This window comes from Mesorhizobium ciceri biovar biserrulae, from assembly GCF_001618845.1.
In the GTDB taxonomy this organism is placed as follows: Bacteria; Pseudomonadota; Alphaproteobacteria; order Rhizobiales; family Rhizobiaceae; genus Mesorhizobium; species Mesorhizobium ciceri.
On the sequence record NZ_CP015064.1, the window covers coordinates 259538 to 275188 of the forward strand.

Here is a 15651-nt window from a genome sequence, read left to right on the forward strand (position 1 = left end):
TTTGTTTTACGCAATTCCGAACGGAAAACCGCAAGGCACTTTTCCTGGAATTGCTTTTAAGGAGATCATGACATGGCACGCGTAAAAAGAGGCGTCACTTCGCACGCCAAGCACAAGAAGGTCCTGAAAGCCGCGAAAGGCTTCTACGGCCGCCGCAAGAACACCATCCGCATCGCCAAGCAGGCGGTGGAAAAGTCGCTGCAATACGCTTACCGCGACCGCAAGAACCGCAAGCGCTCCTTCCGCGCGCTGTGGATCCAGCGTATCAACGCCGCGACCCACGAGCATGGCCTGACCTATGGCCGCTTCATCGACGGCCTCAACAAGTCGGGCATCGAGATCGATCGCAAGATCCTGTCGGACATGGCCATCCACGAGCCGCAGGCTTTCGCGGCCCTAGTCGCCAAGGCCAAGGTGGCGCTCGAATATCTGAAGAACACCACGCCGAACGCTTTTGAAAGCGCTGTCGCCTAAGACCAGCGCTTCCCAAGCATTCGCAATTCTGATTTGGGGAACCCGCGCTGGCACGGCTGGCGCGGGTTTTTCTTTTGCCTGATCCTTGGAGTGATTTCACTTTAGAAGTGACTTTCACTTTGAGGCCGACCTCCCAACGCAGCGAGTTTGACCGTGAACGACGCAACCACTGGCCTGGATACGCTTGAAAACTCACTTCTGGCCGAGATCGCCTCGGCCGCCGATGAGCCGGCCATCGAGGCCGTGCGCATCGCTGCTTTCGGTAAGAAGGGCAGCGTGTCCGAGATGCTGAAGACACTTGGCGCCATGACCGCCGAGGAGCGCCAGATCAAAGGCCCAGCCATCAACGGCCTCAAGAACCGCGTCACCGACGCGCTGACTGCCCGCAAGGCTGAGCTCAAGGATGTGGCGATCACCGCCCGCCTCGCCGCCGAAAAGGTCGACGTGACGCTGCCGGTGCGGCAGTCGCCGGCCGAGCGCGGCCGTATCCATCCGATCAGCCAGGTCATCGACGAGATCGCTGCGATCTTCGGCGACCTCGGGTTTTCCATCGCGGAAGGTCCCGACATCGAGACCGACTATTACAATTTCACCGCGCTGAATTTCCCCGAAGGCCATCCGGCGCGCGAGATGCACGACACCTTCTTCTTCCAGCCGGACGAGAAGGGCGAGCGCAAGCTTTTGCGCACGCACACTTCGCCGGTGCAGATCCGCACCATGGAAACGAAGAAGCCGCCGATCCGCATCGTCATTCCTGGCAAGACGTACCGGCAGGATTCGGACGCCACCCACTCGCCGATGTTCCATCAGGTCGAGGGGCTGGTGATCGACAAGACGGCCAACGTTGCCAACATGAAATGGGTGCTGGAGGAGTTCTGCAAGGCCTTCTTCGAGGTGCCGCAGGTCAAGATGCGCTTCCGGCCGTCCTTCTTCCCGTTCACCGAGCCAAGCCTCGAGGTTGACATCCAGTGCGATCGCTCGCGGCCCGGCGAAGTGCGCTTCGGCGAAGGCTCCGATTGGATGGAGATCCTCGGCTGTGGCATGGTGCATCCCAACGTGCTGCGCCATGGCGGTCTCGATCCGGACGAATATCAGGGTTTTGCCTGGGGCATGGGCATCGACCGCATCGCCATGCTGAAATACGGCATGCCGGACCTGCGCGCCTTCTTCGATGCAGACGTGCGCTGGCTGTCGCATTACGGCTTCCGGCCGCTCGACATGCCGACTTTGTTCGGAGGCCTGAGCGCATGACAGCGCCCTATGCCGGCGGCTGCCGCTGCGGCGCCGTGCGGTTCGAGGCCTCTGCCGAACCGCATCACGTCAGCTACTGCCATTGCGGCGATTGCCGGCGGGCCAGCGGCGCGCCGGTGTCGGCCTTTGTCGGCTTCCTGGTCGATCAGGTCGCGTTCACCGGCAAGGCGCTGAAGATGTATGAGAACGGCCCGGTGACGCGCTCTTTCTGCGGCACCTGCGGCTCACCCATCGCCTATGTCGACGAGCGGCTGGAAGAAGACATCTACTTCATGCTCGGCGCCATGGACATGCCGGCCGATTTCCAGCCGACGCTGCATGCCTATATCGGCGAGCAGCTTGCCTTCCTGCATATGTCCGACGACCTGCCGAGACATCTGAAATCAAGCGTCAAAAGACCAGACGGAACAGTCCCATGAAATTCACCCTCTCCTGGCTCAAGGACCACCTCGAGACCGACGCCACGCTCGACGAGATCGTCGAGCGGCTGACTTCGATCGGTCTCGAAGTCGAGCATGTCGACGACAAGTCGAGCCTGAAACCATTCGTCATCGCCAGGGTGCTGACGGCGGTTCAGCATCCCGATGCCGACCGGCTGCGCGTGCTGACCGTCGACACCGGCGACGGCAAGCCTCCGGTGCAGGTCGTTTGCGGCGCGCCAAACGCTCGCGCGGGCCTGATCGGCGCCTTTGCCGCGCCCGGCACCTATGTGCCCGGCATCGACGTAACGCTGACGGTCGGCAAGATCAGGGGCGTCGAAAGCCACGGCATGATGTGTTCCGAGCGCGAGCTGGAGCTGTCCGACGAACACAATGGCATCATCGACCTGCCTGAGGATGCGCCGGTCGGCACCAGCTTCGCCGCCTATGCGCACATCGACGATCCGGTCATCGAGATCAACTTGACGCCGAACCGGCCGGATGCCACCAGCGTCTACGGCATCGCCAGGGATCTGGCGGCGAGCGGGCTTGGCCGCCTCGTCGGCGGCGCCATCATGCCGCATGTCGGCAATGGCATGTGTCCGGTCAAGGTGACGATCGAAGCGCCGGAGCTTTGCCCCGGCTTCGCGCTCAACTTGGTCAAGGGCGTCAAGAATGGACCCTCGCCAAAATGGCTGCAGCAGCGGCTGATCGCCATTGGGCTGAGACCCATCAGCGCACTGGTCGACATCACGAACTACGTCACCTTCGACCGCGGCCGCCCGCTGCATGTGTTCGACGCCAGCAAGGTTGCCGGCAATCTCGTCGTGCGCCGCGCGCGCGATGGCGAAAAGGTGCAGGCGCTCGACGGCCGCGAATACACGCTGACGCCGGAAATGTGCGTCATCGCAGATGACAACGGCGTCGAGTCGATCGCCGGCGTCATGGGCGGCGAGCATTCGGGCTGCGACGAGAACACCTCAGATGTGCTGATCGAATCCGCCCTTTGGGATCCGATCACCACGGCGCGCACCGGCCGCACGCTCGGCATCATTACCGACGCGCGCTACCGTTTCGAGCGCGGCGTCGACCCCGAATTCATGGTTCCGGGCGTCGAACTGGCGACGAAACTGGTGCTCGATTTCTGCGGCGGCACGCCGACCGAAATGGAGGTCGTCGGTTATGCCGGTCACACGCCGAAGATCGTTTCCTTCCCGCTTTCGGAAGTGAAGCGGCTGACCGGCATCGAGGTTCCCAGCGCGGAAAGCCTCGACATCCTGTCGCGCCTCGGCTTCAAGCCGGAGGGCTCGGGCGATGTCGTCGATGTCGCCGTGCCGTCCTGGCGCCCCGACGTCGATGGCAAGGCAGACCTGGTCGAGGAGGTCATGCGCATCCACGGTGTCGACAACATCGCGCCGCAGCCGCTCGGTGCGCATGACGCGGTCAATGCAAAGATCCTCACCACGCTGCAGGTCCGTACCCGCACGGCCAAGCGCGCGCTTGCCGTGCGCGGCATGATGGAAGCCGTTACCTGGTCGTTCATTCCGGCCAAGCATGCCGAGCTGTTCGGCGGCGGCCAGACCGCGCTGAAGCTTGCCAACCCGATCGCCGCCGATATGTCCGACATGCGGCCCTCGCTGCTGCCGGGGCTGATCGCGGCTGCCCAGCGCAACGCCGACAAGGGTATTGGCGACGTGGCGCTGTTCGAAGTGTCGGGCACTTATGAGGGCGACGGCGCCGACCAGCAGCGGCGCGTCGCCGCCGGCGTGCGTCGCGGCACCGCCAAGCTCGACGGTTCCGGCCGCAACTGGGCCGGCAATTCCGGTCCAGTCGGCGTGTTCGACGCCAAGGCCGATGCGATCGCCGCACTGGAAGCCTGCGGTGCGCCTGTCGACCGGCTGCAGATCGAGGCCGGCGGCCCGGCCTGGTATCATCCCGGCCGTTCCGGCACGATCAAGCTCGGCCCGAAAACCGTGCTCGGAACTTTCGGTGAATTCCATCCGAAGACGCTGGAAGGGCTCGATGTTTCCGGCCCGCTGTGCGGCTTCGAGATCTTCGTCGATGCCGTGCCTGAACCGAAGGCCAAGCCGACGAAAACCAAGCCGAAACTGGAACTGTCGCCCTTCCAGGCGGTCAAGCGCGATTTCGCTTTCGTCGTCGACAAGTCGGTCGAGGCCTGCACGCTGGTGCGCGCAGCGCTCGCCGCCGACAAGAAGCTCATCACCGCCGTCTCGGTCTTCGATATTTTCGAAGGCGCTTCGCTGGGCGAGGGCAAAAAATCGATTGCCATCGAAGTGTCGATCCAGCCGGTCGAAAAGACGCTCACCGACGAGGATTTCGAGGCACTGGCCAAGCGCATCATCGAGAATGTCGGCAAGCAGACCGGGGGCGTTCTGCGGGGTTAAAAAACTTGCGAGCAGATGGCGAATCGCCCTCCAAAGGGCGATGGACCATCTGCGGTATTCCGGCCTTCCCCTTGAAGAACAGCGCGCGGCGTTTCTCGCCATCGTGTCTGCCGACCCGCTGTTATGCGACGCGGTGGCGCGGGCTCGCACGCTCGACCTGCCGGACTGGCTGGTGGTATCCGGCGCTCTCTACAACAGCATCTGGAACCACCTGACCGGCAAACCGTCGGGCTACGGCATCAAGGATGTTGATCTTTTCTACTTCGATGACAGCGACCTGTCCTATGAGGCCGAGGACGCGGTGATCCGCCGGGCGGAGAAGCATTTCGAGGGGCTAGCGTTGCCGGTCGAGGTGCGCAACCAGGCGCGGGTGCATCTGTGGTATCCGCAGAAGTTCGGACGGCCGTGCCCGCGCTATTTGAGCGCCAGCGAATCCGTCAGCCATTTTGCCTCGAAGACGCACGCCGTCGGGGTTCGATACGACGCTGACGGGCAGCTCGAGATCGTGGCACCGTTTGGTCTTGACGACATTTTCTCGTTTCGCATCACGCCGAACCGGGTGATGGACAATCAGCGCACGCATGAGGCGAAGGGTAAGCGTGCAAGGGAGAATTGGCCGGAGATTAGTGTCGAGCCTTGGTAAAAATGTCGGCAGGGCAGAGGGGGGCGCTTCACGTCAGCGTCCCCACCTTCTGCACCGCGCTGCGTACGAAAAAGGGGCGCGCGGCGCCCCTTCCGATAACTCACCAGTTTTCAACCATTGACCAGCGTCAGCTCCTTCTCCGCATAGCGCCTACCGACCACCTTGTCGGGCGACAGCGCGTCACCAATCGCCTGCACCTCGACCGCACTCAGCGCGATCCCGGCAGCCGCCGCATTCTGCTCCAGATGGCGTATCCTTCTTGCGCCGGGGATCGGCACGATGAAATCGCCCTGGTGCAGCACCCAGGCCAGCGCCAGTTGGGCCGAAGTTACCCCCTTTTCAGCTGCCAGCTTTTCCAGCGTCGCGATGACAGCGGCGTTGGCTTCCATCGCCTCGGCCTGGAAGCGCGGCAAGGTCCGGCGCCAGTCGTCGTCGCTCAGCGCCTCGGGCTTGGCGATCGTGCCGGTCAGCAGGCCACGGCCGAGCGGGCTGTAGGGAACAAAACCGATGCCGAGTTCGCGGCAGACGGCGAACACCTCGTCTTCCGGGTCGCGGCTCCAGAGCGAATATTCGCTCTGCACGGCAGCAATTGGATGCACGGCATGGGCCCGGCGGATGGTCGCCGCACTCGCCTCCGACAGGCCGAGCGCGCGCACCTTGCCCTCGCGCACCAGCTCGGCCATGGCACCGACCGTGTCCTCGATCGGCACGTTGGGGTCGACACGGTGCTGGTAGTAGAGGTCGATCACATCCGTGCCGAGCCGCTTCAGCGACGCCTCGGCGACCGCCTTGACGTGCTCGGGGCGGCTGTCGACGCCGGCCATGCGGTCGAGGCCTGTACCTTCCTCCAAAATCCTGAAGCCGAATTTTGTCGCGATCGTCACCTTGTCACGCGCGGACTTCAGCGCTTTGCCGAGCAGGATCTCGTTCTCGAACGGGCCATAGACCTCCGCCGTGTCGAAGAAATTGACGCCGATATCGATGGCGCGGTGCAGCGTGGCGATTGCGTCGGCTTCCGCCTGGCCGCCATAGGCGAAGCTCATGCCCATGCAGCCGAGGCCGACGGGATAGACGTTCAATTCAGTTCCTAGCTTGCGGGTTTGCATAACGCGTCTCCTTGTTGCGATGCGGCAGAAATAGCGCCTTGCCTTGTGTTCGATAATCGGCTCTCATTTGCACGGGCTGTTCTAAAAGATAGATCAATGAATCGCGCGCATCTTTCCCAACTGGCCGTGCTGGCAACCGTTGCCCAATGCGGCAGCTTTCGCGGCGCGGCCAGGGAATTGGCCATCGCGCCTTCGGCGGTCAGCCATGCGGTGTCCAGCCTAGAGGCGCGGCTTGGCGTTCGGCTGCTGGCGCGCAGCACACGCAGCGTCGCGCCGACCGAAGAAGGTGCGCAGTTGCTGGAACGGCTGCGGCCGGCGCTGTCGGAGATCGATCTGGCGCTGGAGACGGCAATCGAGACGCGCGACCGGCCGGCCGGCAATCTGCGCCTGACCGTGCCGCGCACCGCAGCCCATTTGGCGCTGACGCCACGGTTGGGCGCTTTTGCGTCGGCCTATCCCGATATCGTGCTGGAGATCGTCATCGAGGACCGTTTCACCGACGTGGTGGAAGGGGGCTTCGATGCTGGCGTCAGGCTAGGCGAGAGCCTGCAGCGCGACATGATCGCGGTGCGCATCGGGCCGGACCTTCGCGGCGCGGTGGTTGGCGCCCCGGTCTATTTCGAGGTCAACCCCAAGCCGCGTCACCCGCGCGACCTGGCTGACCACCGCTGCATCCGCTTCCGCTTCTCCAGCGGCATCCTCTACCACTGGGAGTTCGAGAAAGGCCGCGAGGCGATCGAGATGGCGGTGGAGGGACCGCTGATCCTCGACGAGGACCATTTGATCGCCCAGGCGGCGGTCGACGGCGCTGGGCTCGCCTTCGTCTTTGAGGATTATGTCCGCGCGCCGCTCGCCGACGGCAGGCTGATCCGTGTGCTGGAGGACTGGTGCCCCTCCTTCGACGGCTTCTTCGTCTATTATCCGAGCCGCCGGCAAATGCGCCCGGCGCTCCGGGCGTTTGTCGATTTCTTCAAGGTGAGTGGATAGAGCGGGCTCGCCCCTCCCCTTGTGGCCCTCCGGAGGGAGAGGAAGGGCACCGGCTGTGATAAGCTCGCGCCTTCCTCTCCCCCTCCGGAGGGAGAGGAAGGAAGCCAGGCTCGGCGAACTCGCGCCTTTCGTCTCCCTCCGGAGGGCCCTGATGGGAGTCCGAAGGACGGGCGAGATCGGCGGCTCGCCCCGATAGGGCGGCTGAGGGACGGGGTGGGTAGCGCCCTACGAGACCCCCACCCCGCTTCGCAAAAGCCGCTTCGCGGCATTTGCTGCGCGACCCTCCCCACAAGGGGGAGGGTGAAGCGCGCTGGAAGAAAGCCGAACCAACATTCGTTCACTCCCCATGCAAACATCGATCACCAACAGCCCCACCCGCTATGGCTGGGGCGCGATCCTTCTCCACTGGCTGATTGCGCTCGTTTTCATCGGCCAGTTCGGGCTCGGCTTCGTCATGGTGCGGCTGACCAGCCAGCGCACCGTCTTCGAGCTGATCCAACTGCACAAATCCTTCGGCTTCCTGCTGCTCGGGCTTGTGTTGCTGCGCATCGCCTGGCGTCTTGGCAATGCAACGCCGGCGCTGCCGCGCTCGGTCGGAACCCTGGAGCGTCGGGCAGCACCGTTCGCCCATCTTGCGCTCTACGCGTTTCAGCTTGCCTTGCCCTTGTCCGGCTGGGCGCTGGTGTCGGTCTCGATGCTGGAGATCCCCAGCCTGCCGTTCAACCTGTTCGTCATGCCGAACCTGCCGCTGGCCGAATCGGATGGTGCCGAGAGCTTCTGGGCGGCGGCACATTGGTATCTCGCCTATGCCGGCATGACGCTTGTGGCTCTCCACGTCGCGGCGGCGCTGCGGCATCATTTCCAGCTCAGGGATGGCGTGCTCACGCGCATGGTCACGCCTTCGTCAGATTCGGAATAGAGCGAGCGGTTCATTCGTTCATGGAGTGAGGGCGCAAGAAATGCGCTGCCTCCAACAAGGAACATCCCCATGTACACGCGCATCCTCGGATTTGCGGCGGTCGCCGCTTGCCTTGCCATGCCTGTTTCTGCGGCCGTCGCGCTGGGTGACGCCGCCGGCAGCTATTCGATCAGCCCGGCCAGTTCCAGCATCCGCTTCTCCATCGGCAAGGTCGGCGGCGGCGGCCTCAATGGCACCTTCGCCCGCTTCAAGGGCTCGATCCGCATCGACAACAGCGATGTCGGGCGCTCAGCTGTCAATTTCACCATTTTTCCCGAAAGCGTCGGCACCGGCCAGGGCCGTATCGATGCCTTCCTGCGCTCCGACGCGGTGTTTGATGCCGCCAACAGCCCGGAAATCCAGTTCCGCTCTACCAGCGTGACCCGAACCAGCGACACCACGGCTCTCGTCAGCGGCCGGCTGACGGCGCGCGGCAAGACGTTCCCGGAAAAATTCACGGCCGAGCTCGGCGGTCTCAAGGCCGGCATGATCAAATTCCATGTCACCGGCAAGGTGCTGAGGTCGCGCTACGGCATGGATGTCGGCACGCCGATCTATTCCAACATCGTCGACTTCGACATGACGCTGACCGGCAAAAGGGGCTGACCTCGTCATTGGCTTTTCCGGCGATTTCGGGCAAACCTCGTCGCCTGTAATCGTGATGGAGAAGCCTGATGTTCCGATGGGGTGTGTTGTCGACGGCCAAGATCGGCCGCGAGCATTTGTTGCCGGCGATGGTCGAGGCGGAGAATAGCGTGCTGTCGGCGATCGCCAGCCGCGATCTGTCGAAGGCCAAGGCGCTGGCCGATCGCTTCGGTGCGCGCCATGCCTTCGGCTCCTATGAGGAACTGCTTGCCTCCAACGAGGTCGACGGCGTCTACATCCCGCTGCCGACCTCGCAGCATGTCGAGTGGGCGGCCAAGGCCATCGAAGCCGGCAAGCATGTGCTGGTCGAAAAGCCGCTGGCGCTCGACGCCAAGGACATCCTGCCGCTGATCAAGCTGCGCGACCAGAAAAGGGTGCTGGTCTGCGAAGCCTTCATGGTCATCTACCACCCGCAATGGATCAAGGTGCGCGAGCTCATCGCCAGCGGCGCCATCGGCCGGCTGCGCCATGTGCAGGGCGCGTTCTCCTACTACAACGTCGACCCCAGCAACATGCGCAACCAGCTCGACCTCGGCGGCGGCGCGCTGCCCGACATCGGCGTTTACCCGACCGTGTCGACGCGCTTTTCCACCGGCAAGGAGCCGCTGCGCGTGCAGGCGACGATCGAGCGCGACAAGACATTCGGCACCGACATCTACTCCTCGATCCGTGCCGATTTCGGTGACTTCGAGCTGTCGTTCTATCTGTCGACGCAGATGGCGGCGCGCCAGGTGATGGTGTTCCATGGCGAGAAGGGTTTCATCGAGTTGTTCTCGCCTTTCAATGCCGGCCTCTACGACCACCACCGTGTCGAACTGCACAACCAGAACCACACCGAGGCGCAGGTTTTCCGCTTTCCCGGCACGCAGCAGTACCGGCTGGAGGTCGAGACCTTCGCGCGCGCGGCACAGGGCGGCAAGGAGCGCGTCTTCACGCTGGAGGAATCGGTGCTCAACCAGAAAGTCATCGACGCCATCTTCCGCGCCGGCGGCAAAGAAGGCTGGGAGACCGTCTGAATTCCTCGCATTGAAATAGCCGGCTAATTCTGGGAGGAAAAATGGCTGACGATGCGGACGTGATCATTGTCGGCGCCGGCCTTGCAGGGCTGGTTGCCGCCGCCGAGCTTGCCGAGGCCGGCAAGAAAATCATCATCGTCGACCAGGAGCCGGAGCAGTCGCTCGGCGGCCAGGCATTCTGGTCGTTCGGCGGCCTTTTCCTCGTCGATTCGCCCGAGCAGCGGCGCATGCGCATCCGCGATTCGCATGACCTGGCGCTGGAAGACTGGCTGGGCACCGCGGCTTTCGATCGGCCCGAGGATTTCTGGCCGCGCAAATGGGCGGAAGCCTATGTCGGCTTTGCCGCCGGCGAAAAACGCTCCTGGCTGATACAGCGCGGCCTGAAATTCTTTCCCGTGGTCGGTTGGGCCGAGCGAGGCGGCGGCAATGCCATCGGCCACGGCAATTCGGTACCGCGCTTCCACATCACCTGGGGCACGGGCCCCGGCGTTCTCGAACCTTTCGTACAGCGCGTGCGCGAGGCGCAGAAGCGCGGACTGATCAGTTTCAAATTCCGCCATCGGGTCGATGAATTGACCCGCACGGGTGCGACTGTCGACGGGGTGCGCGGCGACATCCTGCAACCGAGCACCGCCGAGCGCGGCCACAAGAGTTCGCGCGAAATATCAGGAGATTTCGAGCTTCGCGCGCAAGCCGTGATCGTCGCTTCCGGCGGCATCGGCGCCAACCATCAGCTTGTGCGGGAAAACTGGCCGCAGCGGCTGGGCGCGGCGCCCAAGCGCATGATCACCGGCGTGCCCGATCACGTCGACGGCCGCATGCTGGCGATCACGGAACAGGCCGGCGGTTCGATCATCAACCGCGACCGCATGTGGCACTATGTCGAGGGCATCAAGAACTGGGCGCCGATCTGGACCGACCATGCGATACGCATCCTGCCCGGCCCATCATCGCTGTGGCTCGATGCGCGCGGCAAGCGCCTGCCGGTGCCGCTCTATCCCGGCTTCGACACTCTGGGCACGCTCTCCCACATCATGAGCACCGGCTTCGACTATTCCTGGTTCATCCTGACCAAGAAGATCATCCAGAAGGAGTTCGCGCTGTCGGGCTCCGAGCAGAACCCCGATCTGACCGGCAAGAGCTGGCGCCAGGTGCTCGGCCGCGCCACATCGGGCATTCCGGGCCCCGTCAAGGCGTTCATGGAAAAGGGCGAGGACTTCATCGTCGAGGCCGATTTGCCGGCGCTGGTCGCGCGCATGAACGCGCTGGCCGGCGGCGAGGCGCTGCTTGAGGTGGCTCAAGTCGAGCGCGAGATCCGCGCCCGCGATAGGCAGCTCGACAACCCGTTCTCCAAGGATATGCAGATCACCGCTCTGCGCGGCGCGCGCGCCTATCTCGGCGACCGGCTGATCCGCACGGCCAAGCCGCACAAGATGCTCGATCCGGCAAATGGCCCGCTGATCGCGGTGCGGCTCAACATCCTGACCCGCAAGACGCTGGGCGGCCTGCAGACCGATCTCGACAGCCGCGTGCTGGGGGCAGATGGCCAGCCGGTAGCCGGGCTTTATGCCGTCGGCGAAGCCGCCGGTTTCGGCGGCGGCGGCGTGCATGGCTATGCGGCGCTCGAAGGCACCTTCCTCGGCGGCTGCATCTTTTCCGGCCGCAGCGCCGGCCGGGCAGCGGCTGCCTCGGTGGCGTGATGGGGCGCCACTTGGTCCTCAGAGTTTGGCCGCGATCACCAGCGCCAGTCGCCCTGTCCAAGCGCGGTCACCGCACCGACGATCCGGGTGAAGCTGGTGCGGGCGCGGCCAACCGTGTGCCGGGCTCTGAGATAGCCGTGCACCAATCCCGGCTCCTCGAACCACGTCGCGTGGCCACCTGCCGTGATGATCAGGTCGCGATAGGTCTCGCCATCCGATGACAGCGGGTCGCATTCGGCGGTGATCAGCACTGTCGGCGGCAAGTTGGAGAAATCGGTGTCGGCAAGCGGGGCCAGCGTCGCATCGCCGCTACGGTCTTGCCCTCCAGTGCGAATGTGCTTGTAGAATTCGAGATCGCGCACGGTCAGCATCGGCGCTTCGGCGTGCTTGACATAGGAGCCTTTCGAGCGGTCTCCGCCGAGGCCGGGATAGATCAGCACCTGGCCGACCGGCCTTTTCGAATGGCCGCGCGTGGCGTGACTGACGGCGGCGCAGAGATTGCCGCCGGCGCTGTCGCCGCAGAGCACGATAGGATGATCGCGATTGGCGGCGGCCCATTCGAAGGCGCTCATGGCATCGTCAAAGGCGGCTGGATGCAAATGTTCCGGCGCCAGCCGGTAATCTACGGAGACCACCTCATAGCCTGTGCGCGAGCACAGCTCCGCGCAAACATCGTCGTGGCTGTCCAGCCCACCAAGGATGAAGCCACCGCCATGGACATAGAGCACCGTCACGGCTGCCTGAAGTGTGCTTCGGTAGATGCGGATCGGGATGTCATGCGTCGGCGTTGCAATGGCGGAGGTTTCGACAGCGACGCCCTCGGGGTAGCCGGCAAAGAATTCCCGGCACATGCGGTCGTAAATCTCGCGCTGCTGCACGATCGTGTAGTCGATCGTATCGGGCGGGTAATAGGAATTGGTGCGCTCGATGAAGGCCCAGGTCTCGGCGTCGATGAGCTTGATGTAGTCGGTCATGGGTGCTGGAGAGGCGGCCAAGGCTGAGCCTGGGCGCCCCCCTCTGTCTGCCGGACATCTCCCCCTCAAGGGGGGAGATCGGATGTTGCGAAGGCTTTCGCCAACCTTCGGCGTCGCAAGAAGAGTGCAGAGATCGAAGCTGCCAATCTCCCCCCTTGAGGGGGAGATGTCCGGCAGGACAGAGGGGGATAAGCGCCGTCATTTCGGCAACAATCCTTACTTCCCCTTCCACACCGGCTCCCGCTTCTCCGCAAAAGCGCGAAAACCCTCCATATTGTCCTCGGAGCCATAGAGCGCATCGACCGTCGGCAATTGCCGGCGGGTCACCTTGTTCATCGCGTCCTGGAAGGTCAGCGCCTCGGCCACGCGCGCCGTCTCCTTGATCGCGGCAAACACCAGCGGTGGGCCGCCTGCGAGCAGCCGGGCGATCTCCCAGACGCGATCTTCCAGCTTTTCCTTGGGCAGCACTTCGTTGACCAAGCCCCAGCGATGCGCTTCAGCGACATCCATCCAGCGGCCGGTGAGCAGAAGGTCCATGGCGACATGGTAGGGGATGCGCTTCGGCAGCTTGATCGTCGCCGCGTCGGCCAGCGTGCCGGCTCGGATCTCGGGCAGCGCGAAGGAGGAATGATCGGAGGCGTAGATGAGGTCGCAGGACAGCGCCAGCTCGAAGCCGCCGCCGACCGCCATGCCGTTGACGCACGCGATGATCGGCTTGTTGAGGTCGCGCAGCTCCTGCAGGCCGGCAAAGCCGCCGACGCCATAGTCGCCGTCGACCGCATCGCCGCCGGCAGCTGCTTTGAGGTCCCAGCCCGCGCAGAAGAACTTGTCGCCAGCGGTCTTGACGATGGCGACGCGCAATTCCGGATCGTCTCGGAACGCCTTGAAGGTCTCGCCCATCAGCCGCGAGGTCTTCAGGTCGATGGCGTTGGCCTTGGGCCGGTCGAGGGTGACTTCGAGGATGGTGCCCTCGCGGCGGGTCGAAATGACGTCAGACACTCTTGTTCTCTCCCAGCACCAGCAGCGCGTCGGCGATCCAGGCGCCCTTGCCCTCTGCACAGACGATCAGCGGGTTGATATCGAGTTCCTCGATCTCCCCGGCATTCTGCTGCACGAAGGCGGCAATGCCAGAAATAGCATCGATGGCAGCCGCGACATCGGCCTTCGGCCGGCCGCGATAGCCTTCGAGCAGCGGGAACAGTTTCAGGCCGCGCAACGCCGCCTCGATATCGTCGCGGGTCGCCGGCAGCATCAGCGTGACGCTGTCGCGCAACAGCTCGACCAGCACGCCACCAGTGCCGAGCGTCATCACCGCGCCGAACATCGGGTCGCGGGTGAAGCCGACGATGAGTTCGGCAACACCGTCGCGCACCATGCGCTCGACATAGAGCCCGGTGCCGAGCGGCAACAGGTCATGCGCTGCGGTGCTGACGGATTCGGCATCCCTGAGATTGAGCCTGACAGCGCCAACTTCGGATTTGTGGGTGACGCCGAGCGCCTTCAACGCGACGGGAAAGCCGAGCGCCATGGACGAAATCACCGCCTCGACGGCATTGGCTGCGCGCTCGCCCTTCGGCACCGGCAGGCCGGCTTTGATCAGCCGTGACTTCGCCTCGGCTTCGTCGGGCGTGACGTGGTCCCCGCCAGAGGCGCCGGAGGCCGACGTGTCGATCGGCTGCGCCTGCGGTTCAGCCCAAGCCCAGCCGATGAAGGCTGCTGCGCCGGCTGCATCCATCGCTTCCGAAATGCCGAACAACGGCACCATGCCGCGCGCCATCAGTTCGGCGGTGTATTCCTCCGGCAGGTTCTCCGGCAGCGAGGAGACGATCGCGCCATGCGCCTTGTTGGTCTTGAGCGCCGATTCGAAAGCGCGCAACGTCGCCCACCAGTCGGTGACCGAGCAGCGGTCGGGTCGCGGAAAATCGAGCACCAGCATGTTGAGGTCGAAACCGCCCGACACCATGGCGGTGAAGGTGGCGGTCATCGCCGGCTCGTTGTTCCAGATGAAGGTGTGATAGTCCAAGGGATTGGCGACCGCGACCAGCGGCCCGAGCGTCGATTTGACATGGGCGCGATGGCTGTCGGTCAGCACAGGGAAATTGACCCAGCGGCCTTCGGCGCTGTCGGCCATGACGGAGGCCTCGCCGCCGGAGCAGCTCATCGACGACAGCCTATAGCCGGGCAAAGGTCCGGTGATGTGCAGCAGCTTCAGCGCCTCGATGAAGGCGGGGATTGAATCGACACGCGCAATGCCGAGCCGCCGCAGGAACGCACCCGAGGCCGCGTCCGAGCCGGCGAGCGACGCGGTATGCGAGACAGTCGCTTGCCTGGCCTGTTCGGAACGGCCGACCTTCATGGCGATGATCGGCTTCTTCAGCTCGCGGGCTCGTGCCGCCAGCCGTTCGAAGCCGGCTACCGAATCGAAGGCCTCGATGTGCAGGCCGAGCGACGTGACCCGCTCATCCTCGATCAGGCCGAGCGCCATTTCGGATAGGCCGGTCTGCGCCTGGTTGCCGGCGGTCATCAGGAAGGCGATCGGCAGGCCGCGCTTCTGCATGGTCATGTTGATGGCGATGTTGGAGGACTGGGTGATGATGGCGACGCCCTTGCCGCCCTCGGCCAGTCTTATGCCGCCATGCTGGTCGGGCCACAGCAGCGCGCCGTCGGCATAATTGATCAGGCCGTAGCAATTCGGCCCGATGATCGGCATCTGGCCGGCCGCCGCGACCAGCTCGGCCTGCAGCCGCTCGCCATCATCGTCATAGGCCTCGGTTTCGAGGAAGCCGGCGGCAAAGCAGACGGCGCCGCCGGCGCCGCGTTCGGCCAGCGCCTTGATCACCTCGATGGTCAAATGCCGGTTGACGCCGACAAAGGCAGCATCCGGCGCGCCGGGCAGGTCAGCCACCGAACGATAGGCCTTGCGACCGGCAACCTCGTCCTTGGTCGGATGCACCGGCCAGATCTCGCCGGCAAAACCCATCTTGATCGATTGCGCGACGACGGCTGCAGCCTGCGCGCCGCCGAAGACGGCGATCGATTTAGGCCGCAGGAGACGCTCCAGTTTATGCATATG

Annotated in this window: 14 protein-coding genes; 10 read left to right on the forward strand and 4 right to left on the reverse strand. The window is 64.2% G+C overall.

What is annotated here, in order from left to right:
• Positions 1-72 precede the first annotated feature (72 nt).
• From rplT to A4R29_RS01325, 5 genes are all read left to right on the forward strand, one after another.
• Positions 73-474, forward strand: coding sequence for a 50S ribosomal protein L20 (gene rplT / locus A4R29_RS01305; RefSeq protein ID WP_013528310.1), 402 nt, complete (start codon positions 73-75; stop codon positions 472-474).
• A 153-nt stretch (positions 475-627) separates the two neighbouring features.
• Positions 628-1725: a phenylalanine--tRNA ligase subunit alpha gene (pheS, locus tag A4R29_RS01310; RefSeq protein ID WP_013528309.1), complete on the forward strand. Its 1098-nt coding sequence runs from the start codon at positions 628-630 to the stop codon at positions 1723-1725.
• Complete coding sequence (locus tag A4R29_RS01315; RefSeq protein WP_013528308.1) at positions 1722-2144, forward strand: GFA family protein; 423 nt, start codon at positions 1722-1724, stop codon at positions 2142-2144. Before pheS ends, A4R29_RS01315 begins: the two co-directional genes overlap by 4 nt.
• Positions 2141-4549 (forward strand): phenylalanine--tRNA ligase subunit beta, encoded by a 2409-nt coding sequence (gene pheT, locus A4R29_RS01320; protein WP_063171004.1) that lies wholly within the window; start codon positions 2141-2143, stop codon positions 4547-4549. Before A4R29_RS01315 ends, pheT begins: the two co-directional genes overlap by 4 nt.
• A 40-nt stretch (positions 4550-4589) precedes the next feature.
• Positions 4590-5192, forward strand: a complete 603-nt coding sequence (locus A4R29_RS01325; RefSeq protein ID WP_013528306.1) for a nucleotidyltransferase family protein — start codon at positions 4590-4592, stop codon at positions 5190-5192.
• A gap of 110 nt (positions 5193-5302) precedes the next feature.
• On the opposite strand, the gene A4R29_RS01330 is transcribed toward A4R29_RS01325, so the two are convergent.
• Positions 5303-6298: an aldo/keto reductase gene (locus tag A4R29_RS01330; RefSeq protein ID WP_027161015.1), complete on the reverse strand. Its 996-nt coding sequence runs from the start codon at positions 6296-6298 to the stop codon at positions 5303-5305.
• A 96-nt stretch (positions 6299-6394) separates the two neighbouring features.
• On the opposite strand from A4R29_RS01330, the gene A4R29_RS01335 reads away from it, so the two are divergent.
• From A4R29_RS01335 to A4R29_RS01355, 5 genes are all read left to right on the forward strand, one after another.
• Complete coding sequence (locus tag A4R29_RS01335; protein ID WP_063171005.1) at positions 6395-7285, forward strand: LysR family transcriptional regulator; 891 nt, start codon at positions 6395-6397, stop codon at positions 7283-7285.
• 346 nt (positions 7286-7631) lie between these two features.
• On the forward strand, positions 7632-8204 hold the full coding sequence (locus A4R29_RS01340) for a cytochrome b (protein ID WP_063171006.1): 573 nt from the start codon (positions 7632-7634) through the stop codon (positions 8202-8204).
• 69 nt (positions 8205-8273) lie between these two features.
• Positions 8274-8849: a YceI family protein gene (locus A4R29_RS01345; RefSeq protein WP_013528302.1), complete on the forward strand. Its 576-nt coding sequence runs from the start codon at positions 8274-8276 to the stop codon at positions 8847-8849.
• Positions 8850-8917: 68 nt separating this feature from the next.
• Positions 8918-9904 (forward strand): Gfo/Idh/MocA family protein, encoded by a 987-nt coding sequence (locus tag A4R29_RS01350; RefSeq protein ID WP_063171007.1) that lies wholly within the window; start codon positions 8918-8920, stop codon positions 9902-9904.
• 41 nt (positions 9905-9945) lie between these two features.
• Entirely contained in the window at positions 9946-11604 is a 1659-nt protein-coding gene (locus tag A4R29_RS01355; protein WP_027161012.1) for an FAD-binding dehydrogenase, read from the forward strand.
• Between the two features lie 35 nt (positions 11605-11639).
• Here A4R29_RS01355 and A4R29_RS01360 read toward each other — a convergent pair whose 3' ends face one another.
• The 3 genes from A4R29_RS01360 to A4R29_RS01370 form a co-directional block, all read right to left on the reverse strand.
• Positions 11640-12578: an alpha/beta hydrolase gene (locus A4R29_RS01360; protein WP_063171008.1), complete on the reverse strand. Its 939-nt coding sequence runs from the start codon at positions 12576-12578 to the stop codon at positions 11640-11642.
• 216 nt (positions 12579-12794) lie between these two features.
• Positions 12795-13577, reverse strand: coding sequence for a carnitinyl-CoA dehydratase (locus A4R29_RS01365; RefSeq protein WP_013528298.1), 783 nt, complete (start codon positions 13575-13577; stop codon positions 12795-12797).
• Positions 13570-15648 (reverse strand): acetate--CoA ligase family protein, encoded by a 2079-nt coding sequence (locus A4R29_RS01370; RefSeq protein WP_063171009.1) that lies wholly within the window; start codon positions 15646-15648, stop codon positions 13570-13572. Before A4R29_RS01370 ends, A4R29_RS01365 begins: the two co-directional genes overlap by 8 nt.
• Between the last annotated feature and the right edge of the window lie 3 nt (positions 15649-15651).